At 60.7% G+C, this 22,780-nt stretch carries 21 protein-coding genes; 13 read left to right on the forward strand and 8 right to left on the reverse strand.

Annotated features, from left to right (window positions below; all coding sequences use genetic code 11):
- Positions 1–62 precede the first annotated feature (62 nt).
- The 5 genes from AB4O11_RS07220 (at position 63) to ppx (ending at position 4,624) form a co-directional block, all read left to right on the forward strand.
- Positions 63–848, forward strand: a complete 786-nt coding sequence (locus AB4O11_RS07220) for a transporter substrate-binding domain-containing protein (protein WP_103302521.1) — start codon at positions 63–65, stop codon at positions 846–848.
- Positions 849–869: 21 nt separating this feature from the next.
- Positions 870–1,544, forward strand: coding sequence for an amino acid ABC transporter permease (locus AB4O11_RS07225; protein WP_093429744.1), 675 nt, complete (start codon positions 870–872; stop codon positions 1,542–1,544).
- On the forward strand, positions 1,541–2,191 hold the full coding sequence (locus AB4O11_RS07230) for an amino acid ABC transporter permease (RefSeq protein ID WP_116254270.1): 651 nt from the start codon (positions 1,541–1,543) through the stop codon (positions 2,189–2,191). The genes AB4O11_RS07225 and AB4O11_RS07230 overlap by 4 nt, the downstream gene beginning before the upstream one ends.
- A complete protein-coding gene (locus tag AB4O11_RS07235) occupies positions 2,178–2,915 on the forward strand; it encodes an amino acid ABC transporter ATP-binding protein (protein ID WP_007911148.1) in 738 nt (245 codons plus the stop codon). Before AB4O11_RS07230 ends, AB4O11_RS07235 begins: the two co-directional genes overlap by 14 nt.
- A gap of 206 nt (positions 2,916–3,121) precedes the next feature.
- Entirely contained in the window at positions 3,122–4,624 is a 1,503-nt protein-coding gene (ppx, locus tag AB4O11_RS07240) for an exopolyphosphatase (RefSeq protein WP_093429742.1), read from the forward strand.
- 272 nt (positions 4,625–4,896) lie between these two features.
- Here the strand turns inward: ppx and ppk1 are convergent, their stop codons facing one another.
- Both ppk1 and hemB read right to left on the reverse strand, forming a co-directional pair.
- Complete coding sequence (ppk1, locus tag AB4O11_RS07245) at positions 4,897–7,122, reverse strand: polyphosphate kinase 1 (RefSeq protein WP_460130388.1); 2,226 nt, start codon at positions 7,120–7,122, stop codon at positions 4,897–4,899.
- A gap of 18 nt (positions 7,123–7,140) precedes the next feature.
- A complete protein-coding gene (hemB, locus tag AB4O11_RS07250) occupies positions 7,141–8,154 on the reverse strand; it encodes a porphobilinogen synthase (RefSeq protein ID WP_116254269.1) in 1,014 nt (337 codons plus the stop codon).
- Positions 8,155–8,361: 207 nt separating this feature from the next.
- Between hemB and AB4O11_RS07255 the strand changes: the two genes are divergently transcribed.
- Positions 8,362–9,012, forward strand: a complete 651-nt coding sequence (locus AB4O11_RS07255) for a DedA family protein (RefSeq protein WP_175555602.1) — start codon at positions 8,362–8,364, stop codon at positions 9,010–9,012.
- A 290-nt stretch (positions 9,013–9,302) separates the two neighbouring features.
- Positions 9,303–9,971 carry an isoprenoid biosynthesis glyoxalase ElbB gene (gene elbB, locus AB4O11_RS07260; RefSeq protein ID WP_038359087.1) on the forward strand — a complete coding sequence of 223 codons (669 nt, stop codon included), beginning with the start codon at positions 9,303–9,305 and terminating at the stop codon, positions 9,969–9,971.
- Between the two features lie 128 nt (positions 9,972–10,099).
- On the opposite strand, the gene AB4O11_RS07265 is transcribed toward elbB, so the two are convergent.
- Both AB4O11_RS07265 and AB4O11_RS07270 read right to left on the reverse strand, forming a co-directional pair.
- The gene (locus tag AB4O11_RS07265) at positions 10,100–10,555 is read right to left on the reverse strand and encodes a YaiI/YqxD family protein (RefSeq protein WP_093429738.1); all 456 of its coding nucleotides are present in this window, start codon (positions 10,553–10,555) and stop codon (positions 10,100–10,102) included.
- A 120-nt stretch (positions 10,556–10,675) separates the two neighbouring features.
- Positions 10,676–12,571, reverse strand: coding sequence for an FTR1 family protein (locus AB4O11_RS07270; RefSeq protein WP_460130389.1), 1,896 nt, complete (start codon positions 12,569–12,571; stop codon positions 10,676–10,678).
- A gap of 189 nt (positions 12,572–12,760) precedes the next feature.
- Between AB4O11_RS07270 and AB4O11_RS07275 the strand changes: the two genes are divergently transcribed.
- The 5 genes from AB4O11_RS07275 to AB4O11_RS07295 all read left to right on the forward strand — a co-directional run bounded on the left by AB4O11_RS07275 (position 12,761) and on the right by AB4O11_RS07295 (position 17,524).
- Positions 12,761–14,161 (forward strand): COG3014 family protein, encoded by a 1,401-nt coding sequence (locus tag AB4O11_RS07275; RefSeq protein WP_116254266.1) that lies wholly within the window; start codon positions 12,761–12,763, stop codon positions 14,159–14,161.
- A gap of 207 nt (positions 14,162–14,368) precedes the next feature.
- Positions 14,369–15,763: a COG3014 family protein gene (locus AB4O11_RS07280; RefSeq protein ID WP_460130390.1), complete on the forward strand. Its 1,395-nt coding sequence runs from the start codon at positions 14,369–14,371 to the stop codon at positions 15,761–15,763.
- A gap of 15 nt (positions 15,764–15,778) precedes the next feature.
- Positions 15,779–16,153 carry a YcfL family protein gene (locus AB4O11_RS07285; protein ID WP_007911131.1) on the forward strand — a complete coding sequence of 125 codons (375 nt, stop codon included), beginning with the start codon at positions 15,779–15,781 and terminating at the stop codon, positions 16,151–16,153.
- Between the two features lie 36 nt (positions 16,154–16,189).
- The gene (lpoB, locus tag AB4O11_RS07290) at positions 16,190–16,777 is read left to right on the forward strand and encodes a penicillin-binding protein activator LpoB (protein ID WP_016772610.1); all 588 of its coding nucleotides are present in this window, start codon (positions 16,190–16,192) and stop codon (positions 16,775–16,777) included.
- Between the two features lie 3 nt (positions 16,778–16,780).
- Positions 16,781–17,524, forward strand: coding sequence for a penicillin-binding protein activator LpoB (locus AB4O11_RS07295; protein ID WP_093429734.1), 744 nt, complete (start codon positions 16,781–16,783; stop codon positions 17,522–17,524).
- Positions 17,525–17,597: 73 nt separating this feature from the next.
- Here the strand turns inward: AB4O11_RS07295 and AB4O11_RS07300 are convergent, their stop codons facing one another.
- The 3 genes from AB4O11_RS07300 to AB4O11_RS07310 form a co-directional block, all read right to left on the reverse strand.
- Positions 17,598–18,230, reverse strand: a complete 633-nt coding sequence (locus tag AB4O11_RS07300; RefSeq protein ID WP_093429733.1) for a LysE family transporter — start codon at positions 18,228–18,230, stop codon at positions 17,598–17,600.
- 166 nt (positions 18,231–18,396) lie between these two features.
- Positions 18,397–18,978 (reverse strand): mechanosensitive ion channel family protein, encoded by a 582-nt coding sequence (locus AB4O11_RS07305; RefSeq protein ID WP_093429732.1) that lies wholly within the window; start codon positions 18,976–18,978, stop codon positions 18,397–18,399.
- Positions 18,978–20,888: an ATP-binding cassette domain-containing protein gene (locus tag AB4O11_RS07310; protein ID WP_186620123.1), complete on the reverse strand. Its 1,911-nt coding sequence runs from the start codon at positions 20,886–20,888 to the stop codon at positions 18,978–18,980. Before AB4O11_RS07310 ends, AB4O11_RS07305 begins: the two co-directional genes overlap by 1 nt.
- A 50-nt stretch (positions 20,889–20,938) precedes the next feature.
- Here AB4O11_RS07310 and AB4O11_RS07315 point away from each other — a divergent pair, with 50 nt between their 5' ends.
- Positions 20,939–21,400 carry a TIGR02444 family protein gene (locus tag AB4O11_RS07315; protein WP_257356588.1) on the forward strand — a complete coding sequence of 154 codons (462 nt, stop codon included), beginning with the start codon at positions 20,939–20,941 and terminating at the stop codon, positions 21,398–21,400.
- Here AB4O11_RS07315 and AB4O11_RS07320 read toward each other — a convergent pair.
- Entirely contained in the window at positions 21,397–22,593 is a 1,197-nt protein-coding gene (locus tag AB4O11_RS07320) for an AlgP family protein (protein WP_460130391.1), read from the reverse strand. The two genes, AB4O11_RS07315 and AB4O11_RS07320, sit on opposite strands and share 4 nt — an antisense overlap.
- Positions 22,594–22,780: the final 187 nt, after the last annotated feature.

Raw genomic sequence — 22,780 nt, forward strand, 5'->3', positions numbered from 1 at the left:
TTGGCACGGCCCATGCTCTGTCCGATCGCAGAAATCACTTCTCGCCGATCCGGAGATTGTCCATGACCAAGCGTTACAGCGCCCTCCTCGCCGCTCTGTTTTCCTCTCTGTTGCTCAGCCAGGCTCCCGCGCACGCCGACGGTCTCGACGACGTGGTCAAACGCGGCACGCTGAAAGTCGCCGTGCCCCAGGACTTCCCGCCATTCGGCTCGGTCGGCCCGGACATGAAGCCTCGCGGCCTGGACATCGACACGGCGAAACTGCTGGCTGATCAACTCAAGGTCAAACTTGAACTGACACCGGTCAACAGCACCAACCGCATCCCGTTCCTGACCACCGGCAAAGTCGATCTGGTGATTTCCAGCCTCGGCAAAAACCCTGAGCGCGAGAAAGTCATCGACTTCTCCCGCGCTTACGCGCCGTTCTACCTCGCCGTGTTCGGCCCGCCAGACGCTGCGATCGCCAACCTCGACGACCTCAAGGGCAAAACCATCAGCGTCACCCGTGGCGCCATCGAAGACATCGAGCTGACCAAGGTCGCCCCCGAAGGCGTGACCATCAAACGCTTCGAAGACAACAACTCGACCATCGCCGCCTACCTCGCCGGCCAGGTTGACCTGATCGCCAGCGGCAACGTGGTGATGGTCGCCATCAGCGAAAAGAACCCGAAACGCGTGCCGGCGCTGAAAGTGAAACTGAAGGATTCGCCGGTCTACGTTGGCGTGAACAAGAACGAAGCGGCGCTGCTGGCCAAGGTCAACGACATCCTGACCACCGCCAAGGCTGACGGCGCACTGGAAAAGAATTCGCAGACCTGGCTGAAAGAGCCGCTGCCGGCCGATCTCTGATCGACTGCGCGGGAGACCTTCATGGCTTATCAGTTCGATTTCATGCCGGTGGTGGAAAACACCGACCTGTTGCTGCGCGGGGCACTGTTCACCCTTGAGCTGACGGCCATCGGTGCGTTGCTCGGGGTCGGTGTCGGAGTTGTCGGGGCTTTGGTGCGGGCGTGGAACATCCGCCCGTTCTCGGCAATCTTCGGCGTCTACGTCGAGTTGATCCGCAACACGCCGTTTCTGGTGCAGTTGTTCTTTATCTTCTTCGGCCTGCCGTCGCTGGGCGTGCAGATTTCCGAGTGGCAAGCGGCGGTGCTGGCGATGGTGATCAACCTCGGCGCGTATTCGACGGAGATTATTCGCGCCGGCATTCAGGCAATCCCGCGCGGACAGCTGGAAGCCGCAGCGGCATTGGCGATGACGCGCTTCGAGGCGTTCCGCCACGTGGTGCTGCTGCCGGCATTGGGCAAGGTCTGGCCGGCGCTGAGCAGCCAGATCATCATCGTCATGCTCGGTTCGGCGGTGTGTTCGCAGATCGCCACCGAAGAGCTGAGCTTTGCCGCCAACTTCATTCAGTCGCGCAACTTCCGCGCCTTTGAAACCTATGCGCTGACCACGCTGATCTACCTGTGCATGGCGCTGCTGATTCGCCAGTTGCTGAACTGGATTGGCCGACGCTATATCAGTCGAAGCGGGAGCCGCGTATGAGCGATTTCACCTTTTGGGACATCCTGCGCAACCTGCTCACCGGCCTGCAATGGACACTGGCGCTGTCGCTGGTGGCGTTCATTGGTGGCGGGGTCGTCGGGCTGCTGATCCTGGTCATGCGCATCTCGAAAAACTCTGTGCCGAGCAGCATCGCCCGCACCTGGATCGAGCTGTTTCAGGGCACGCCGCTGTTGATGCAGCTGTTTCTGGTGTTTTTCGGCGTGGCGCTGGCCGGGATCGAAATCTCGCCGTGGATGGCCGCAGCGATTGCCCTGACCTTGTTTACCAGCGCTTATCTGGCGGAGATCTGGCGCGGCTGCGTCGAGTCGATCCCCCATGGCCAGTGGGAAGCCTCGGCGAGTCTGGCGCTGAATCCGCTGGAACAGCTGCGCTACGTGATCCTGCCGCAAGCACTGCGCATCGCTGTGGCGCCGACCGTGGGTTTCTCGGTGCAAGTGGTCAAAGGCACCGCCGTGACCTCGATCATCGGCTTCACCGAGCTGACCAAGACCGGCGGCATGCTCGCCAATGCCACGTTTGAACCGTTCATGGTCTACGGCCTCGTCGCCCTCGGCTACTTCCTGCTCTGCTACCCCTTGTCCCTCAGTGCGCGCTACCTGGAAAGGAGACTGCATGCCTCTGCTTAGAATTTCCGCCCTGCATAAATACTACGGCGATCACCATGTGCTTAAAGGCATTGACCTCAGTGTCGAGGAAGGCCAGGTGGTGGCGATCATCGGCCGCAGCGGCTCGGGCAAATCCACCCTGCTGCGCACCCTCAATGGGCTGGAGTCGATCAATGACGGCGTGATCGAAGTCGACGGCGAATACCTCGACGCCGCCCGCGCCGATCTGCGCAGCCTGCGGCAGAAAGTCGGCATGGTCTTTCAGCAGTTCAATCTGTTCCCGCACCTGACCGTGGGCGAAAACGTCATGCTCGCGCCGCAAGTGGTGCAGAAAGTGCCGAAAGCCAAAGCGGCGGAGCTGGCCCGGGAAATGCTGGAACGCGTGGGCCTTGGGGAAAAATTCGATGCCTTCCCGGATCGGTTGTCTGGGGGCCAGCAACAGCGGGTAGCGATTGCCCGGGCGCTGGCGATGTCGCCGAAAGTGTTGTTGTGCGATGAAATCACCTCGGCGCTCGACCCGGAACTGGTCAATGAAGTGCTCAGCGTGGTGCGGCAACTGGCCAAGGAAGGCATGACGCTGATCATGGTCACCCACGAAATGCGCTTCGCCCGCGAGGTCGGGGATAAATTGGTGTTCATGCACCATGGCAAAGTCCATGAGGTGGGGGATCCGAAGGTGTTGTTTGCCAATCCGCAGACGGCAGAGCTGGCGAACTTTATTGGCACAGTTGAAGCAACAGCCTGAAGATCTTCTGAGGCAGTGATGCCCTCTTCGCGAGCAAGCTCGCTCCCACATTGGAATGCGCTCACCTGTGGAGCAAGCTTGCTCGCGAATGGCCGCGCCGCGATCTCCAGACTTTCTGCGCTGAATCAACGGTTTGAACCGTGCGCGTTGGCGCCAGCGTTTGATCGTGGCACGATGACGGGGTTATCGACCGAGACCCCCTGACCATGCCGCAATCCCAAGCCAAGAATCTGTCCCTGATCGCCGCAATCGACCTGGGCTCAAACAGCTTTCACATGGTCGTGGCCAAGGCCCAGAACGGTGAGATCCGCATTCTCGAACGCCTCGGGGAGAAGGTTCAGCTCGCCGCCGGCATCGACGATGAGCGCCATCTCAACGAAGAATCGATGCAACGAGGCCTCGATTGCCTCAAGCGTTTCGCCCAACTGATCAACGGTATGCCGCTGGGCGCCGTGCGCATCGTCGGCACCAACGCCTTGCGTGAAGCGCGCAACCGCCTCGAATTCATCCACCGAGCCGAAGAAATCCTCGGTCATCCGGTGGAAGTCATTTCCGGCCGTGAAGAAGCGCGCCTGATTTATCTGGGCGTGTCGCACACCCTCGCCGACACCCCGGGCAAACGTCTGGTCGCCGATATCGGCGGCGGCAGTACCGAATTCATCATTGGCCAGCGCTTTGAGCCATTGTTGCGCGAAAGCCTGCAAATGGGCTGTGTCAGCTTCACTCAGCGCTACTTCAAGGACGGCAAGATCACCCCGGCCCGCTACGCCCAGGCGTATACCGCGGCGCGGCTGGAGATCATGAGCATCGAACACGCCCTGCATCGCCTGACCTGGGATGAAGCCATCGGCTCCTCGGGCACCATCCGTGCCATCGGCCTGGCGCTGAAGGCCGGGGGTCACGGCACTGGCGAAGTGAATGCCGAAGGCCTGGCGTGGCTCAAGCGCCGCCTGTTCAAGCTCGGTGACGTCGACAAGATCGATTTCGAAGGCATCAAGCCTGATCGCCGGACAATCTTCCCGGCGGGTCTGGCGATTCTCGAAGCGATTTTCGACGCCCTCGAACTGCAACGCATGGACCACTGCGACGGCGCACTGCGTGAAGGCGTGCTCTACGACCTGCTCGGCCGTCATCATCATGAAGACGTGCGCGAGCGCACCCTGACCTCGTTGATGGAGCGCTATCACGTTGATCTGGAGCAAGCCGCACGGGTTGAGCGCAAAGCCTTGCACGCGTTTGACCAGGTTGCGGTGGACTGGGAGCTGGATGACGGCATCTGGCGCGAACTCCTCGGCTGGGCGGCGAAAGTGCACGAAGTCGGCCTCGACATCGCTCACTATCACTACCACAAGCACGGCGCCTACCTGATCGAGCACTCGGACCTCGCCGGGTTCTCCCGTGAAGACCAACAGATGCTCGCGCTATTGGTGCGCGGCCATCGCCGCAACATTCCCAAGGACAAGTTTGCCGATTTCGGCGACGACGGTGACAAGCTGATTCGCCTCTGTGTGCTGCTGCGTTTTGCAATCCTGTTCCACCACATTCGTGGCACCCAGGCGATGCCGCAGGTGGTGTTGCATGCCAAGGGCAACACCCTCGATGTGGAGTTTCCGGAGAATTGGCTGGATGAGAATCAGCTGACTCAGGCGGATTTCGGGCTTGAGGCGGATTGGCTGACGCGGGTGGGGATTGTGCTCACTGTTCACTGATACCCAGCAAATTTGTGGATAACAGGTACAAAAAAGGCGATCCGCAGGGATCGCCTTTTTATTGGGTTCGGCTTGAAATTGGAGTTGGGCCTTCCCCTCACCCCAGCCCTCTCCCGAGGGAGAGGGAGCCGATTTGTGGGCTTTTCAAATCCTGAGTTCGACTCGATTTCTCAGGTCGGTTATAGCGTAAGACACCTCGGTCAGTCCCCTCTCCCTCTGGGAGAGGGTTAGGCGGGCGGCGTTCCGATGAGGGGCTTTTGACCTTCAAGGCCTCAACTGCTCACCGGCAAGATCGGGCTACCCAGCCGCTCCAGCAACGTCGCCTGCGCACTCCTCGGGTTCTGGTTGCCGGTCGGCGTGTTGCGAATATAACGACCATCCGACTGCAAACTCCAGCTATGCGTATTGTCAGTCAAATACAGCTCCAGCTCTTTCTTCACCCGGGTCAGCAGCTTCTTGCCTTCTACCGGGAAGCAAGTCTCGACGCGCTTGTCGAGGTTGCGCTCCATCCAGTCGGCGCTGGAGAGGAACATCTGCTCGTCGCCGCCATTGAGGAAGTAGAACACGCGGGTGTGTTCCAGGAAGCGGCCGATGATCGAGCGCACATGGATGTTGTGCGAAACACCGGCGATGCCAGGACGCAGGCAGCACATGCCGCGCACCACCAGATCGATGCGCACGCCGGACTGGCTGGCCTTGTACAGCGCGCGGATGATCTTCGGATCGGTCAGCGAGTTGAACTTGGCGATGATGTGCGCCGGTTTGCCGTCGAGCGCAAATTGCGTCTCGCGGGTGATCATGTCGAGCATGCCCTTCTTCAGGGTGAACGGCGCATGCAGCAGCTTCTTCATACGCAGGGTTTTACCCATGCCGATCAACTGGCTGAACAGTTTGCCGACGTCTTCGCACAAGGCATCGTCGGAGGTCAGCAGGCTGTAGTCGGTGTAGAGCTTGGCGTTGCCGGCGTGGTAGTTACCGGTGCCGAGGTGCGCGTAGCGGACGATCTCGCCGGCCTCGCGACGCAGGATCAGCATCATCTTGGCGTGGGTCTTGAAGCCGACCACGCCGTAGATCACCACCGCACCGGCCGCTTGCAGACGGCTGGCCAGTTGCAGGTTGGACTCTTCGTCGAACCGTGCACGCAGCTCGATGACTGCCGTCACTTCCTTGCCGTTACGCGCGGCATCCACCAGCGCATCGACGATCTCGGAGTTGGCGCCGGAGCGGTACAGCGTCTGGCGCACAGCGAGTACGTGCGGGTCTTTCGCCGCCTGACGCAGGAGGTCGACCACCGGGGTGAACGACTCGAACGGGTGCAGCAGCAGGATGTCCTGCTTGCTGACCACGCTGAAAATGTTTTCGCTGTTCTGCAGCAGTTTCGGGATCTGCGGGGTGAACGGCGTGTATTGCAGCTCCGGATGACTGTCGAGACCGGTGATGCTGAACAGACGCGTCAGGTTGACCGGGCCGTTGACCTGATACAGCTCGCTCTCGCTCAGGTTGAACTGCTTGAGCAAGTAATCCGAGAGGTGTTTCGGGCAGGTGTCAGCGACTTCCAGACGCACCGCATCGCCGTAACGACGCGAGAACAACTCGCCACGCAGGGCGCGGGCCAGGTCTTCGACGTCTTCGGAGTCGAGCGCGAGGTCAGCGTTTCGGGTCAGGCGGAACTGATAGCAGCCTTTTACCTTCATGCCCTGGAACAGGTCATCGGCATGGGCGTGGATCATCGACGACAGGAACACATAGTTGTCGCCGGGACCGCCGACCTCTTCCGGCACCTTGATGATCCGTGGCAGCAGACGCGGTGCCGGGATGATCGCCAGACCGGAATCGCGACCGAAGGCGTCGATGCCTTCCAGTTCGACGATGAAGTTCAGGCTCTTGTTCACCAGCAACGGGAACGGGTGCGTCGGGTCGAGGCCGATCGGGGTGATGATCGGTGCGATCTCGTCGCGGAAATAACGGCGCACCCAGGTTTTGATCTTGACCGTCCAGTGGCGGCGACGGATGAAGCGCACCTGATGCTTTTCCAGCTCCGGCAACAGAATGTCGTTGAGGATCGCGTACTGGCGGTCAACGTGACCGTGGACCAGCTCGCTGATCCGCGCCAGCGCCTGATGCGGCTGCAAGCCGTCAGCACCGGCCTGTTCACGGGCGAAGGTAATCTGCTTCTTCAGGCCGGCGACGCGAATTTCAAAGAATTCGTCAAGGTTGCTGGAAAAGATCAGCAGGAACTTCAGGCGTTCCAGCAACGGATAGGACTCGTCCAGCGCCTGTTCCAGCACGCGGATGTTGAATTGCAGTTGCGAAAGCTCACGGTGGATGTACAGGCTGCTGTCATCAAGGCCCGGTATCGCAATCACTGGCGCCGCCGCGACGGGTTCGGTGACTGGCGCGGGTGGCGCAGGCTCCACCTCAGGCGGGGTCTCGGTGATTTGCTCGACCACCGGTTGAGCTTCTTTTACTGCAACTTCCGTGAGTCCTTCGGTATTCATTGAATGTTCCTGGGAGGGCTATTTCTGCTCTCGTAACAATTGAGCGGCGCGGACAGCAAAGTAAGTCAGGATGCCATCAGCGCCGGCACGTTTAAAGGCGGTCAGTGATTCGAGAATCACCGCCTCGCTCAACCAGCCATTCTGGATCGCCGCCATGTGCATGGCGTATTCGCCGCTAACCTGATAGACGAAGGTCGGCACTTTGAAGGCATCTTTTACCCGGAAAAGAATGTCCAGATACGGCATGCCGGGTTTGACCATGACCATGTCCGCGCCTTCAGACAAGTCGGCGCCGACTTCGTGCAGCGCTTCGTCGCTGTTGGCCGGGTCCATCTGATACGAGGCCTTGTTGGCCTTGCCTAGGTTCGACGCCGAACCGACCGCATCGCGGAACGGGCCGTAATAGGCGCTGGCGTACTTGGCCGAATAAGCCATGATCCGCACGTTGACGTGGCCGGCGATTTCCAGCGCTTCGCGGATCGCCTGTATGCGACCGTCCATCATGTCCGACGGCGCCACCACCTGCGCGCCGGCTTCAGCATGGGACAACGCCTGACGAACCAGCGCGTCGACGGTAATGTCGTTCTGTACGTAGCCTTCTTCGTCGAGAATGCCGTCCTGGCCGTGGGTGGTGAACGGATCGAGCGCGACGTCGGTGATCACCCCCAGCTCCGGGAAACGCTCACGCAGGGCGCGGGTGGCGCGCTGGGCGATGCCTTGAGGATTCCAGGCTTCGGCGGCGTCGAGGGATTTAAGCTCAGGAGGGGTGACCGGGAACAGCGCCAGCGCCGGAATCCCCAGCTCGACCCACCGGGCCGCTTCTTCGAGCAGCAAATCGATCGTCAGCCGCTCTACCCCGGGCATCGAGGCCACGGCTTCGCGGCGGTTTTCACCGTCGAGCACGAACACCGGCAGGATCAGGTCATCGACTGTCAGCACATTTTCCCGCACCAGCCGACGCGAAAAATCATCACGACGATTGCGCCGCAGGCGTGTGGCAGGGAACAGACGATTGGCGGGGGTAAAGCTCACGGCAGACTCCTGAGCCCGCGCAAACGGGCGAGCGTGACAGTTATAGACGGCCATTATGACGAACAGATGACAGTTGTGTGAGACCTGTGACAGGTAGCCGCATTCCATTCTCAGTGTAGGAATTGTTCACGTCGAGACACATTTGGACACTTTCATGAATGTGTCCGAAGGGTTAGGCTGCGCGTTCATTTCGCCAGCACCCAGACAATGCTCCAACAATTTCTGCATGACTTTGGCTACTTTGCCTTGTTCCTCGGCACGTTTTTCGAAGGCGAAACCATTCTGGTGCTCGCGGGCTTCCTCGCGTTCCGTGGATACATGGACATCAATCTGGTGGTGGTTGTGGCGTTCTGCGGCAGCTATGCCGGGGATCAGCTGTGGTACTTCCTCGGCCGCAAGCACGGGCGCAAATTGCTGGCGCGCAAACCGCGCTGGCAGATGATGGGTGACCGCGCGCTGGAGCACATTCGCAAGCATCCTGACATCTGGGTGCTGAGCTTCCGCTTCGTCTATGGCTTGCGCACGGTGATGCCGGTGGCGATCGGTTTGTCGGGTTATCCGCCGGGACGTTATCTGCTGCTCAACGGCATCGGTGCGGCGATCTGGGCGACGGCGCTGGCTGCGGCCGCCTACCACTTCGGTGCGGTACTGGAAGGCATGCTCGGCAGCATCAAGAAGTACGAGTTGTGGGTACTCGGTGCGCTGCTGATTCTTGGCGTCGGCCTGTGGCTGCGCCGCCGCTTCAAGAATGCGCGGCTGGCCAAACAGGTTTACGCCGACGAGCAAGCCGCGAAAGCTGCACTGCTGAGTCAAGACGAAGCGTCCAAGGCTGCCGAACCGAAGACGCCAGCCGAGTAACTCGCTGGCGACTTGCTACAGCCCGCCAGCACTGAGCGGGCTAGCCGACCCTTTCAGTCAGACAGATCACTTTTATCCTCGCTACTCTGGGGCATTCAAGTTCGCCAGCGGCGTTGTCACGCCAAAAATCTCCCGCTCGTTACGCCGCAGGCAACCGCAAATAATGAACACCCCGCCGTCGTTGCGATCCATGTAGAAAGCGCTCCATGCAGGCGCAGCCACCACTTGGGCCTATGGCAACGCGCGACAATTTAGTGGACATTTAGCGCCATGAATCTGGAGAGAAACCCATGAGCAAAAAAGTTGCAGTGATCCTGTCCGGCAGTGGCGTATACGACGGCGCCGAAATCCATGAAAGCGTCATCACCCTGCTCCGTCTCGACCAACGCGGTGCGCAGGTGCAGTGCTTCGCACCGAACATTGCGCAATTGCACGTGATCAATCACCTGACCGGCGAAGAAATGCCCGAGTCGCGTAACGTGCTGGTGGAATCGGCGCGCATTGCTCGCGGCAACATCAAAGACATCCGCGAAGCCGACGTCGACGACTTCGATGCGCTGATCGTGCCCGGCGGTTTTGGTGCGGCGAAGAACCTGTCCAATTTCGCCGTCGAAGGCGCTGGCTGCAGCGTGCAGCCGGAAGTACTAGCGCTGGCCGAGGCATTTGCCGAAGCGGGCAAACCGGTCGGTCTGATGTGCATCTCGCCGGCACTGGCGGCGAAGATCTACGGCCCGGGCGTAACCTGCACCATCGGCAACGACGCCGACACCGCCACGGCGATGAACAAGATGGGCGCCACCCACGAAGACTGTGCGGTGACGGAAATCATCGAAGACAAGGCGCGCAAACTGGTGACGACCCCGGCTTACATGCTGGCGCAGAACATCAGTGAAGCGGCGTCGGGGATTAACAAACTGGTCGATCGCGTGCTCGAGCTGACCCACGAAAACGACGCCTGATTCCCAGCAGTACACAAATCCCAATGTGGGAGCGAGCTTGCTCGCGAAAGCGGTGTGTCATTCAACACAGCGTTGCCTGACCTGGCGCCTTCGCGAGCAAGCTCGCTCCCACAGGTTTTGTGTACCGCTCAAGACTGGCGCGTCAGTCGGGTGAGGATCCGATCCAGCGCATTGGCGAACGCCTGCTTCTCGCGATCGCCAAACGGCGCCGGTCCGCCGCTCATCTGGCCTTGTTCGCGCAGATCAGTGAACAGGTTACGCACGGCCAACCGCTCGCCCATGTTCTGTGCATCGAACTCCTTGCCGCGCGGATCGAGCGCCGCGACGCCCTTCTTCACCAAACGATCAGCCAACGGGATATCGCTGCAAATCACCAGCTCACCGGGCACTGCGTGTTCGACCAGATAATCGTCTGCCGCATCCGGACCACTCGGCACCACGATCAGTTTAACGATGGCCAGCCCCGGCTTGATCTGCGGCTGCCCGGCCACCAGCACTACTTCGAACTGGCGCTTGAGGGCGAACTTCACCACCAGATCCTTCGCCGCCCTCGGGCAGGCGTCGGCATCGATCCATACACGCATTTTTCTAACCTCCAAAAACAACTCGCGAGCAAGTCGAATCGTCGCACCGTCACTCCCACAGGTTACGCGTTAAACCTGTGGGAGCGAGCCTGCTCGCGAAAGTGAGCGCAGCGAATGCTGTTAAGCGACTACCCGCCGCTTCTCCGCCACCCAACTACGCCCATACAACAGCACAATCGCCAGAATCGCCACCGCCTGCGCCGTCAGCGAATAGGCATCGGCATGAATCCCCAGCCAATCAAACTCGAAGAACGCCACCGGCCGCGTGCCGAAGATCCCGGCTTCCTGCAACGCCTTCACGCCATGCCCGGCAAACACCACCGACAATGCGCACAGCAGCGCCGCGTTGATGCCGAAGAACAACGTCAGTGGCAGTTTCGCCGAACCGCGCAGAATCACCCACGCCAGCCCCACCAGCAGCACCAGTGCGGTCGCACCGCCGGCGAGTACCGCGTCATGCCCGGCCGGGCCGGCCTGCAACCACAGGGTTTCGTAGAACAGGATCACTTCGAACAGCTCGCGGTACACCGAGAAGAACGCGAGGATCGCGAAGCCGAAACGCCCGCCACCGCCGACCAGGCTGCTCTTGATGTAATCCTGCCAGGCCGCTGCGTGGCGACGGTCATGCATCCACACGCCGAGCCAAAGCACCATCACACTGGCGAACAGCGCCGTCGCGCCTTCGAGCAGTTCACGCTGCGAACCGCTGACGTCGATCACATACGCCGCCAGCGCCCAGGTGCCGAGGCCGGCCAGCAACGCCAGGCCCCAACCGACGTTGACGCTGCGCACCGCCGATTGCTGGCCGGTGTTGCGCAGGAACGCAAGAATCGCTGCCAGCACCAGAATCGCTTCCAGACCTTCACGCAGCAGAATCAGCAAACCGGAGATGTAGCTCAGCGACCAGCTCAAGCCATCACTGCCGAGCAACCCGGCGGACTCTTTAAGCTTGGCTTTGGCGGCGTCCAGGCGCTGCTCGGCCTGCTCGACCGACAAACCGTCCTGCAACGATTGCCGATACGCCATCAGGGATTTTTCGGTGTCCTTGCGCACATTGGCGTCGACGTTATCCAGCGAGCTTTCGACCAGCTCGAAGCCTTCCAGATAGGCCGCGACCGACAGGTCGTAAGCCTGATCGTGTTCACCGGCGCGGTACGCCGCCAAGCTCTTGTCCAGCGTTGCGGCGGTGTAGTCGAGCAACTGCGCCGGGCCACGCTTGACCTGCGGTGGCTGCGCGCGTTGCGCACGAAACGTCGCCGCCGCTTGCTGGCCTTCGGCAGCCTGCACTTCGGCCGGAGTCTGACGCGCCAGATCGGCGATGTTGTAGGTTTTCTCGGCTTTGGCCGCCGCCGGATCAGCGCTGAACCCGGCGATGTAGGTCGCCAGATCCCAACGCTGCCGGTCATCGAGCTGATCGGCAAACGCCGGCATGTCGGTGCCTTCGACGCCTTGGCCGAGGGTGTTGTAGATCGCGTACAGACTCAGGTGATCAAGACGCGCCGCATCACGCAGATTGGCCGGTGCCGGGGTCATGCCGAGGCCCGCCGGGCCGTCACCGGCGCCACTGTCGCCGTGGCACACCGAGCAATTCTGCGCATAGAGCGGCGCACCCCGGGTGGGATCGGGGGTGATGATCGGCGCTTGGCTGACCTCATACGCCACCGCCAGTTGCGCGCCCAGTTGCCGTGCCTGTCGGGCCACTTCGGCGCCATCCTGCACGGCAGTGATTGCCGCGTGCAAAGCGCTGACACCCTGCTCCAGCGCAGCCTTTTCAGGCTTGGCCGGCATGCCGGCGATCAAGCCTTGCAGCGCCCGCGTGAACTCCAGTTGCTCGCGGTATTCGGAATCATCGACAACCTTGCCCGCCGCTACCGTCGGCGGGTAGTCGGCGCTGATGTAATCGAGCAGGTGCAGCGCTTGCGGCGCGCCTTCCACGGTATCTGCCAGCAGATTAAAGCTGCTCAGGGCAAACAACGGGAACACCAGCCAGGCCAGAAAACGGGACGAGGCAGTCATGAATGAGTCTCAAATGGAAATGCGAAGTTACATATTGTTCACTTCGAACGCGTTTCCCTCAAGCTTTGTCGACGTAACGCCACACAAGACGCGAGCCATCGGCCTGCAAAAACGCCAGATCACTTAGCCACTATTGCACCCTATACTGCGCGACCTGTCGCATTTCCCGCTCAAGGATGAACCCCTTTCATGCGCCACCGCTTGCACTTGCCCCTGTTGATCGCCGCCGTTGTGCAACTGAGCGGCTGCGGTGCATATCGCAACTACGATCTGGAACTGCAACAGACCACCGACCCGTTCAAGGCCGGCAACATCAACAGCGCCCTGGCCGTGATCGAAGCGAACAATCCGGCCGTGGAAAAAGACCTGCTCTACTATTTCGAAAAGGGCGCCGTACTGAGTGCGGGCGGCGAGTTTGCGCAGAGCCAGACAACCTGGCGCAGCGCCGAGCAGATGATCATCGAGCGCCAGGACACAATCCAGACCACCGGCGACAAGCTGCTCGCCGCCATGGGCGATCACTGGGGCAGCATCATCAATGACAAGCTGCGCCGCTACGATGGCTACGACTACGAAAAAGTCATGCTGACCACGCAAATGGCCCTCAACCAACTGGCCATGAATGATTTTGACGGCGCCCGTGCCGACATCAAGAAAACCCACGAGCGCGAAGCGCTTATAGCCCGACAGCGGGAGCTGGAATACGAGCGTGTCGAAGCAGCGGCCAAGGCCCAGGGCGCGCGCGTGCATTACAAGGACCTGCAGGGTTACCCCGTGGTGATGCTCGAATCGCCTGCGGTGATTGCGCTGAAAAACGGCTACCAAAGTGCATTCAGTCACTATCTCGCCGGCTTCACCTACGAAGCGCTGGGCGAGAAAGATCTGGCAGCGCCCGGCTATCGTCAGGCAATTGAACTGCGTCCGGACATGGCGTTTTTCCAACAGGCACTGCGCGACCTCGACAGCCCTGGTCTGAAGGCAGACGAAAGCGATGTGCTGATCATCGTACAGAGCGGCCTGGCGCCGGCCCGCAGCTCCGTGCGCGTGCCCTACCCGGTGAAGCTCGCGGACGGTCAGGTCATCGTCGCCAATATCTCGTTCCCCGTAATGGTGCCCGACATCTCGACGCCTTCATTCAACCAACTGAGCATCGATGGTCGTCAAAAAAAGCTGATTGCGGTCAACAGCATTGCCGACATGTCCTTGCGCACCCTGCGTGACGACATGCCGGGCATTATCCAGCGCACAACCTATCGGGCATTTCTGGCAGCAGATGTTCAGGCCAGGGACAATCGACGCGATCCGAGCAAAGCCTCCTACGTCACCCACTGGGATGCTTTCGAGCATGCCGACACGCGCACTTGGCGCACCTTGCCCAACCTCACCCAAGTCGTGCGCCTGCGCTTGAAAAAAGGTGAGCACCTGATCAGCCTGCCCAACGCTCCCGGTGCTGCGCCCATGAAAATCCGCATCGACCAGAGCCGCCAGGTCATCGGCCTGCGTGCTTTGGGTGAGCGAGTGTTTGCCAATGGCAGCGCGTTCCAGCCCAGCGGAGCGCCGAGCGGCAGTGTGGTATCCGACCTGAAATAAATAATGGCACCAAACTAACAAGTGCAATTAAAAAGATATTACATAGCCACCACTGCCCGCCTATAATGCCGCGCCCTCGCTATCGCGAAACGGCATTAAAGCTCCTCAGGTTATGAGGAATTGGCAGGAGGCCAGCGCCACTGTCGATGGGTCACACCAGCCCGACCAGCATTCGCGGCTGTATTACTCCAGGGAAGAAGTACCCCCATGGCATTCCGCGCTCCCACTCTGATTGCGCTCAGCGCCGTCACTCTGCTGTCCGGCTGTTCGGCGTTTCGCAACTACGACTCCGAACTGGCCCAGACCAATCAGCAACTGGCCTCCGGCAACGTCGACGCCGCGCTGACCCTGCTGGAAAAGAACAACACCGGCCCGGACAAAGACCTGCTCTATTACTTCGAGAAAGGTGAATTGCTGCGCGCCAAGGGCGACCTGTCCGGCAGCCAGAACGCCTGGACCAGCGCTGATCAGGTGGTGGGCAAGTGGGAAGACTCGGTCAAGCTCGACACCGACAAATATCTGGCCCAGTTCGGCAGCTTCCTGGTCAACGACAAGGTGCGTCGCTACGAAGGCTACGACTACGAAAAAGTCATGCTGACCACGCAGATGGCCCTGAACCTGCTGGCGGTCAACGACTTCGACGGCGCGCGCACCGCGATCAAAAAGACTCACGAACGTGAAGCGGTGATCGCCGAGCTGCGCGACAAGGAATACCTCAAGAGCGAAGAAGAGGCCGAGAAAGAAGGCATCAAGACCCAGTACAAAGACCTGCAGGGTTATCCGGTCGCCAGCCTCGACGCACCGGAAGTGGTCGGTCTGAAGAACAGCTACCAGAGTGCTTTCAGCCATTACCTGTCCGGTTTCGTCTACGAAGCCCTGGGCGAAAAAGGCCTCGCGGCGCCGGGTTACCGCAAGGCTGCCGAACTGCGTCCGAACACGCCGTTGCTGGAGCAGGCACTGGTCAACCTCGACAAGCCGAGCAAGTCTGACGACAGCGATATTCTGATCGTCGTGCAAAGCGGTCTGGCGCCAGCTCGCGACTCGATCCGCGTGCCGCTGCCATTGCCGATCTCCAACAACGTGGTGATCACCCCACTGTCGTTCCCGATCATCAAGCCGGACACCTCCACCGCGCCGTTCGCGCAGATCGGTGTCGATGGCCAGCAGGTCGATCTGACCGCTCTGAACAGCACCACCGCCATGTCCCGCCGCGCCCTGCGTGACGATATGCCGGGGATCATCCTGCGCACCACCGTGCGGGCGATCACCAAAGGCGTGGCGCAGAAGAAGATCAACGAAACCAATCCACTGGCCGGTCTGGCCGTCGGCATCTCTTCAGCTGTGCTTGAAGGTGCCGATACCCGTACGTGGCGCACCCTGCCGGACAACACTCAAGTGGTGCGTCTGCGCTTGAAGAAAGGCGAGCATCAGGTCAGTCTGCCGAGCGCCGTCGGCGGTTCGGTGGTCAAGGTCACCGTCGATCAGCGTTATCAGGTGATCACCCTGCGCGCCGTGGGCAACCAGGTGTTCGCCGGTGGCCTCGCCGCCCACGTCATCCCGAGCGCCAGCGCGACCAACGTCGCCAGCCTCAAACAACCTTAAGAACGGAGTCTTTGCATGCGCTTCAAACTCATCGCCGTCGCCGCCCTCGCCTTGCTGGCGAGCGGCTGCGCTACCCCGCCACCGCCAGAGCCGGGCAGCGCCGCGAGCAAAGTCGTGGCCATGGGCCCCCAGAAACACATCGTCGTCGGCGCCATGCGCGTCGCTCGCGAAAACGGCTTCATGACGGTCAACGTGCAGTTGAGCAACACCCTCAACAGCAACAAGATTTTCTACTACCGCTTCGCCTGGCTCGGCGCGGAAGGTTTCCCGATTGCCGAAGAAGAAGTGTGGAAAAGCCAAATGATGTACGGCGCCCAGACCAGCTTCATTCAAGGCATCGCCCCGACCCCGAAAGCCGTGGACTTCCGTCTGGAAATCAAGACGCCGTAAGCCTGTCACCCTATTTCTGTTTTAGAGAGCATTCCCATGTTTGCACGCTTTTCCTGCATCGCTGTTATCGCCCTGCTGGCCTCCGGTTGCGCCAACACTTCGCCGACCCTGGGCAGCAAGAACATCAGCTACGGCGACACCAAAGCGGTTGAAACCGTGACCAACGAATTCGGTTCGACCGACCTGCAAATGATCGCCGAGTCGATGACCCGCTCGCTGGCCCAGTCCGGCATTCTGCAGGGCCGCCCGGTGGTTCAGGTCTACGACGTGAAGAACAAGACCAGCGAATACATCGACACCCGCGAAATCACCACCAGCATCAAGACTCAGCTGATGAAAACCGGCGTGGCCCGCTTCGCCAGCGACAACAACGCCATGCAGAGCCAGGTTGACCAGCTCAAGCTGCAAAACCAGAGCGGCCTGTACAAGAAGAGCACCGTGGCCAAGACTGGCAACATGGTTGCCGCCAAGTACCGCATCGAAGGTTCGATCAGCTCGATCGTCAAACGCAGCAGCGACTATAAGGACGTCTTCTACAAATTCAGCCTGCAACTGATCGACGTTGAAAGCGGTCTGGCCGAGTGGATGGACGAAAAAGAGATCCGCAAAACCACGGAGCGTTAATTGATGCGCGCATGGATTGGCATGATGGCCCTGGCTTGCGCGTTCAGCGTGCAAGCGGCCCCGAAAGTCGCGGTGACGGATCTGGCTTACCAGGAACGTGTGGAGCAATACATCCACATCGTTTCGGCCCAGAGCAATCATCGCGAGGGTTACTACAGCTCCAGCGGCTCGTCGAGCTACAACGAGATCGAAGCGAGCACCAGCTACATCGAGCAAGGCGAGTTGCGCAAATTCACCGGCGACATCAAGGGTGAAATTTTGCGCACCGGTATGTTCCAGCTGGTGCAGGGCACGCCGTACACCGCGTCGTCCAAGGGTGACGTCTACGACGTGATCAAGCGCATCAAGGCCGGCAACTTCAAAGGCGCCGACTATGTGCTGTTCGGTACCGTGTCCGATATCGACTTCACTCAGGACATCAACGAGCTGGCGAATACCGACAGCTATTCGGCGGTGCTGGGCCTGACATTGGTGGCGGACTTCAGCCTGATCAACACCAAGACCTTCGAGATCACCTCGGCCTTCACGGCGATGGGCGAAGCGCAGGACACCAAACTGGTGAACCACCGCGACATCAAGATCTCGCTGAACCGCCCACGGGTGGTGCGCGACGTGTCCAAGGCGCTGGGTGAAGACGTGGCCGGGCAACTGAGCATGCAGCTTGGTGGCGGCGGTTACGAGCAGCCGCGTGAGGCGCCGCAGCGCAACAATTTGCCGCGTGATACTGCGCCGGTGATCTTGCGCTGATCCTTGGCCGCTCTGCGTCCCAGCCACAAAAAAGGCGACCCGCACAGGTCGCCTTTTTTTGTGCCTGCGCGGTTTATGCTGCCGCTTTACGCAGCGTGGCCATAAACGCCGCCGCACCGATGAACAGCCCGGCAAACGTGCGGTTCATGCGCTTCTGCTGTTGCGGGGTGCGCAACAGACGCAGCACCTTCGACGCCAGACCGGTGTAGCCCGCCATGACAATCAGGTCGACGAAGATCATCGTCACACCAATTACCACATACTGAATCAGCAACGGCGCATGCGGGTTGATGAACTGCGGCAGGACCGCGAGCATGAACACCAAAGCCTTGGGGTTGCTGATGTTCACCAGAAAGCCGCGGAACACCAGCGCCAGCGGCTTGCCGATCGGTCGTACCGTCGCGTCGTCGCTCATGTCCATGGGCAGCGCACGCCATTGCTTGATGGCCAGGTACACCAGATAAGCCACACCGAACCATTTAATCGCGTGGAAGGCGGTGGCCGAAGCGGTCAGGATCGCGCCAACACCGGCGCCGACAATCGCGATCTGCACCGCCAGGCCAATCTGCAGGCCGAGGGCGTTCCAGTAACCGCGCCAGAAACCGTATTGCAGACCGCTGGACATCGACGCAATGGCGCCAGCACCCGGGGACAGACTGATCACCCAGCAGGCGGCAAAAAATGCCAGCCATGTTTGAAGCTCCATCGCACACCTCGCATCTGAATTGTGACAGACGCTCAAGCTAATGCGGATTGGGCCTAAAAGCAAAAGATCGCAGCCTCCGGCAGCTCCTACTTTGGAATGCGACCCCTGTAGGAGCTGCCGAAGGCTCGGGCCGCGATCGGACGATCTTTTGATCTTGCTGTAAGACTTACTTCTCGAACCCGCTGGAAGGGAATACATCCGTCCCGCGCCAACGTCGCACCGAGCGCTGGAAAAACAAGCTGTTCGGCACCTGCACCATCGCGCTGCCAGTCCCAAGCTCTTCCGCCTCGATCAACGTGGTGTAAAGCAGATTGATCGCCACCACCCGGCCTTTGACGCCAGGCTTGTCCGTGGTGTCCACCAGCTCAACGATATCGCCCAGCCGGAACGGCCCAACCGTAAAAATCAGAATCGCGCAGAGCAGATTCGACAGCACACTCCACATCGCGAAGAACGCCACCGCCGCCACGGCGACGAACCCTGACAGCGCCGTCCACAGCACCGTGGCCGAGACACCGAGGCGTTCCAGAACAAAGATCAGCGCACTGCCCATGATCAGCCAGCGCAACACACCGCGCAGTGGCATCAGCAATTGCGGCGGGAACGGATAGCGCTCGCCCAACCGGGTCAGGCCTTTGGCGACGAAGCGCTGAGTGAGGTAACCGGCCAGCAGGATCAGCAGAATCTGCACCGCGAACCAGATCGGCTCGACCCACTCCGCCGGCAGCGGCAGCTTGAACGCTTCCATCAGGACAGCGCCTCCAGCTCCGCTTGCATGCTTTCCAATACCTCGAGAGCTTCCATCCACGCCTCTTCCAGCTCGCCTTCACGAACCTTCAGCTTGGCCTGTTCAGCGAGCAGATCACGCAATTCGTTCTTGCGTGCCGGCTCGTAGATGTCGCTGTCGCCGAGGCTGGCGTCGACCTTGGCCAGTTTCTCGTGAAGCTTGCCCAGCTCGGCTTCGAGCTTGTCGGCTTCACGCTTGTGCGGGGCCAGTTGCTGACGCAATGCAGCAGCAGCCTGACGCTGGGCCTTTTTGTCGGTCTTGTCCGGATTCACCGGGGTGTTACTGACCGGCGCGTTACGCTGGCGGTACTCCACCAGCCAGCGCGCGTAGTCTTCGAGGTCGCCATCGAACTCTTCGACTTTGCCATCAGCGACCAGGTAGAAGTTGTCGGTGGTGCTCTTGAGCAAGTGACGATCGTGAGACACCACCAGCACCGCGCCGCTGAATTCCTGCAGCGCCATGGTCAGCGCCAGGCGCATTTCCAGGTCGAGGTGGTTGGTCGGTTCGTCGAGCAGCAACAGGTTCGGCCGTTCCCAGGCGATCAACGCCAGGGCCAGACGCGCTTTTTCACCACCGGAGAAATTCAGTACCGGCTCATCAATTCGCGCACCACGGAAGTCGAAACCGCCGAGGAAGTCACGCAGTGTCTGCTCGCGCTCGGTCGGCGCCAGACGCTGCAAGTGCAATAACGGGCTGGCCTTGGAATCCAGCGAGTCGAGCTGATGCTGGGCGAAGTAGCCAACCACAGTGTTCTCGCCACGGGTCAGCCGCCCGCCCAGCGGTGACAGTTCGCCGGCGAGGTTTTTGATCAGCGTCGACTTACCTGCGCCGTTCGGGCCGAGCAGGCCGATCCGCGCGCCCGGGGTCAGTTGCAGCTTGACCTTCTCCAGGATGGTTTTGTCGCCATAGCCAAGACGCGCATCCGACAGGTCGATCAGCGGGCTGGAGATCTTGGTCGACTCGCGGAAGACGAAGTCGAATGGCGAATCGACGTGGGCCGCCGATAGCTCTTCCATCCGCTCCAGTGCCTTGATCCGGCTCTGTGCCTGACGGGCCTTGGTCGCCTGGGCCTTGAAACGGGCGATGTAGCTTTCCATGTGCGCACGTTGCGCCTGCTGCTTCTCGTAGGCCTGTTGCTGCTGGGCCAGACGCTCGGCACGGGCGCGTTCGAACGCGGTATAGCCGCCGCGATACAGGGTGATTTTGCGCTGATCGACGTGGGCCACGTGATCGACGACTTCATCGAGGAAATCACGGTCGTGGGAGATCAGCAGCAAGGTGCCCGGGTAGCTTTTCAGCCACTCTTCGAGCCAGATGATCGCATCGAGGTCCAAGTGGTTGGTCGGTTCGTCGAGCAACAACAGGTCGGACGGGCACATCAATGCCTGCGCCAGATTCAGACGCATCCGCCAGCCACCGGAGAAATCTCCTACCTGGCGATCCATCTGCTCGTTGGTGAAGCCGAGACCGGCGAGCAATTTGCGCGCCCGCGCGTCGGCGGTGTAGCCGTCGGCGCTGTCGAGTTCCGAGTGCAGGCGGGCCTGAGCGGCACCGTCGTGCGCCGCTTCGGCGGCGGCGAGGTCACGTTGCACCTCGCGTAGACGCAAATCGCCATCGAGCACATAGTCGACGGCAAGACGCTCAAGGGTCTCGATCTCCTGGCGCATGTGGGCGATGCGCCAGTCAGCCGGCAGGAAGCAATCACCCGAGTCGGGGTGCAGTTCGCCCCGAATCAAGGCGAACAGGCTCGATTTGCCGGCGCCGTTGGCACCGATGAGGCCGGCTTTGTGGCCGGCGTGCAGGGTCAGCTCGGCGTCTTCTAGCAGACGTTGCGGGCCACGCTGTAAAGTCAGGTTCTGAAGTCGGATCATAATGGCGGCGGAGTCTACCAGCTTCGCTCACAACTGGCGCGAGTAGCACGATGTCCTCTGACCTGTGGAGCTTTTCCCTTGCCACCTACGCCCGCCCGGGCGTGGAAGATGCCTGCCTGCGACTGCAAACGGCGGGCGCCAATGTGTGCCTGCTGCTGTGCGGTTTATGGCTCGAACAACGCGGGGTGATCTGTGATGAACAACGTGTAAGCCAGCTTCAGACGCTGACCGAGCCTTGGGATACCGAGGTGGTACAGCCGCTGCGCTCACTGCGGATGCAATGGAAAGCACGGGCCGTTGATGATGCGGTGCTGAAAGGCATGCGCGAGCAGATCAAATCACTGGAGCTTGAGGCTGAGCGAGCGTTGCTGTCACGGCTTGAAGGGGCGGCGCAGGAATGGCCGCTAAACGATGCAGGCTCGAAGACTTGGCTTGAAGGATTGGCCGGCATGGCGGCCAGCCCGAACCGCGACGCGCTGCAAGTGCTGCGCGTCGCGGCAACCGGCACTTAGGAAGCGCTGGTCGGGTTGTTGCTGACGCTCGACGCAGCGGCTGGCGATGGCGCAGTCGAAGGAGTCGAAGTGGTGGCGGCTGGAGCAGCGGCGGCTGGCGTGGCCGGAGTGGCTGGCACGGCAGGCTTGGCAGCTGGAGTGGTAGCCGGTTTGGCGGCAGCTGGTTTGGCAGCGGCAGGCTTTTTCACGGCCGGTTTGGCAGTTGGTTTGGTGGCCGGTTTTGCAGCAGCAGGCTTGGCAGCAGTGGTCGCTGGTTTAGCAGCGGCGGCTGGCTTGGCGGCGGCTTTCACTGCTGGTTTTGCCGCCGGCTTGGCGGCAGGTTTTGCCGCGGTTTTTACAGCGGGTTTAGCGGCAGCCGGTTTGGCGGCTGGCTTGGCAGCGGCGGTTTTGGCAGCAGGTTTTGCGGCTGGTTTCGCCACAGCTTTCGCCGCAGGTTTAGCGGCCGGTTTGGCAGCTGCAGCTTTCGCGGGAGCAGCTTTGCTCGCGGCTGGTTTTGCAGCCGGTTTGGCGGCGGCCGTTCTAGCGGCTGGCTTGGCAACAGCTGGTTTTGCAGCAGTGGTTTTAGCCGCCGGTTTGGCAGCGCTCGCGGCAGCCGGTTTTTTCGCCGCAGGTTTGGCCGCAGGTTTGGCCGCGGTTTTGGCAGCTGGCTTGGCCGCCGCTTTCACCGGTGCCTTGGCAGCAGGTTTGGCCGCCGGTTTTGCAGCAGGTTTAGCCGCTGCGGTTTTCGCTGCAGGCTTGGCTGCAGCCGGTTTGGCAGCCGCTTTCTTCGCCGGTGCCGCTGCCGGTTTGGCGGCGCGGGTGGACAGTACTTTGCCCACGGCTTCTTGAACGCGACCCACACCCTGGGCCAGTTTCAGGCTTTCCTGGGCATCGCGCTTGAGTTGCAGAATGTAGCTGCGAGTGTCGGACTGACGATCCTTCAAGGCATCGAGCAGGTCTTCCAGTTCTTTCACTGCGGCCTTGGCTTTGTTCTGTGCCTTGGCTTTACCGGCAGTGGCTGCGTCCTGCAATTTGGTGCGGGATTTGTGCAGTTTTTCTTGCGCCTTGCCGCGTTGCTTTTCCAGTTTGGCGAGCAGTTTTTCAGCATCAGCCAAGGCTTGGGAGCAAGCGTTTTCCAGATGCTCGAGCAGGCTGCCCGAGAGTTGTTGGAGTAAGTGCAACGGAGTATTTACAGGCTTCTTGGTGGCCGACATGGTTTACCTCCTGGCTGACGTGAGTGCGGCTCATACTAGACCTCTGCAGTTACCGCCGCTAGGGCATCTTGACAGTATCGATTGCGTTGCGTTGCACCGAATCGAAAATGTTCTGCGCGAAGTCAAAAGCAGTTCACCGTTGCAGACGTTCGCGCTGGCATAATCCACCGCATCTCAGGACGGAGTG

The sequence above is a fragment of the Pseudomonas sp. H1_D05 genome (assembly GCF_054682705.1).

What these genes read in the sequence shown, in the direction of transcription:
- AB4O11_RS07310 (WP_186620123.1), bottom strand. Translation starts at nt 20,888, where the DNA reads ATGATCCGACTTCAGAACCTGACTTTACAGCGTGGCCCGCAACGTCTG.
- AB4O11_RS07255 (WP_175555602.1), top strand. Translation starts at nt 8,362, where the DNA reads ATGCTCCAACAATTTCTGCATGACTTTGGCTACTTTGCCTTGTTCCTC.
- AB4O11_RS07270 (WP_460130389.1), bottom strand. Translation starts at nt 12,571, where the DNA reads ATGACTGCCTCGTCCCGTTTTCTGGCCTGGCTGGTGTTCCCGTTGTTT.
- AB4O11_RS07220 (WP_103302521.1), top strand. Translation starts at nt 63, where the DNA reads ATGACCAAGCGTTACAGCGCCCTCCTCGCCGCTCTGTTTTCCTCTCTG.
- AB4O11_RS07315 (WP_257356588.1), top strand. Translation starts at nt 20,939, where the DNA reads ATGTCCTCTGACCTGTGGAGCTTTTCCCTTGCCACCTACGCCCGCCCG.
- AB4O11_RS07295 (WP_093429734.1), top strand. Translation starts at nt 16,781, where the DNA reads ATGCGCGCATGGATTGGCATGATGGCCCTGGCTTGCGCGTTCAGCGTG.
- ppx (WP_093429742.1), top strand. Translation starts at nt 3,122, where the DNA reads ATGCCGCAATCCCAAGCCAAGAATCTGTCCCTGATCGCCGCAATCGAC.
- AB4O11_RS07275 (WP_116254266.1), top strand. Translation starts at nt 12,761, where the DNA reads ATGCGCCACCGCTTGCACTTGCCCCTGTTGATCGCCGCCGTTGTGCAA.
- AB4O11_RS07305 (WP_093429732.1), bottom strand. Translation starts at nt 18,978, where the DNA reads ATGGAAGCGTTCAAGCTGCCGCTGCCGGCGGAGTGGGTCGAGCCGATC.
- lpoB (WP_016772610.1), top strand. Translation starts at nt 16,190, where the DNA reads ATGTTTGCACGCTTTTCCTGCATCGCTGTTATCGCCCTGCTGGCCTCC.
- elbB (WP_038359087.1), top strand. Translation starts at nt 9,303, where the DNA reads ATGAGCAAAAAAGTTGCAGTGATCCTGTCCGGCAGTGGCGTATACGAC.
- AB4O11_RS07225 (WP_093429744.1), top strand. Translation starts at nt 870, where the DNA reads ATGGCTTATCAGTTCGATTTCATGCCGGTGGTGGAAAACACCGACCTG.
- AB4O11_RS07265 (WP_093429738.1), bottom strand. Translation starts at nt 10,555, where the DNA reads ATGCGTGTATGGATCGATGCCGACGCCTGCCCGAGGGCGGCGAAGGAT.
- AB4O11_RS07230 (WP_116254270.1), top strand. Translation starts at nt 1,541, where the DNA reads ATGAGCGATTTCACCTTTTGGGACATCCTGCGCAACCTGCTCACCGGC.
- AB4O11_RS07235 (WP_007911148.1), top strand. Translation starts at nt 2,178, where the DNA reads ATGCCTCTGCTTAGAATTTCCGCCCTGCATAAATACTACGGCGATCAC.
- AB4O11_RS07280 (WP_460130390.1), top strand. Translation starts at nt 14,369, where the DNA reads ATGGCATTCCGCGCTCCCACTCTGATTGCGCTCAGCGCCGTCACTCTG.
- ppk1 (WP_460130388.1), bottom strand. Translation starts at nt 7,122, where the DNA reads ATGAATACCGAAGGACTCACGGAAGTTGCAGTAAAAGAAGCTCAACCG.
- AB4O11_RS07300 (WP_093429733.1), bottom strand. Translation starts at nt 18,230, where the DNA reads ATGGAGCTTCAAACATGGCTGGCATTTTTTGCCGCCTGCTGGGTGATC.
- AB4O11_RS07320 (WP_460130391.1), bottom strand. Translation starts at nt 22,593, where the DNA reads ATGTCGGCCACCAAGAAGCCTGTAAATACTCCGTTGCACTTACTCCAA.
- AB4O11_RS07285 (WP_007911131.1), top strand. Translation starts at nt 15,779, where the DNA reads ATGCGCTTCAAACTCATCGCCGTCGCCGCCCTCGCCTTGCTGGCGAGC.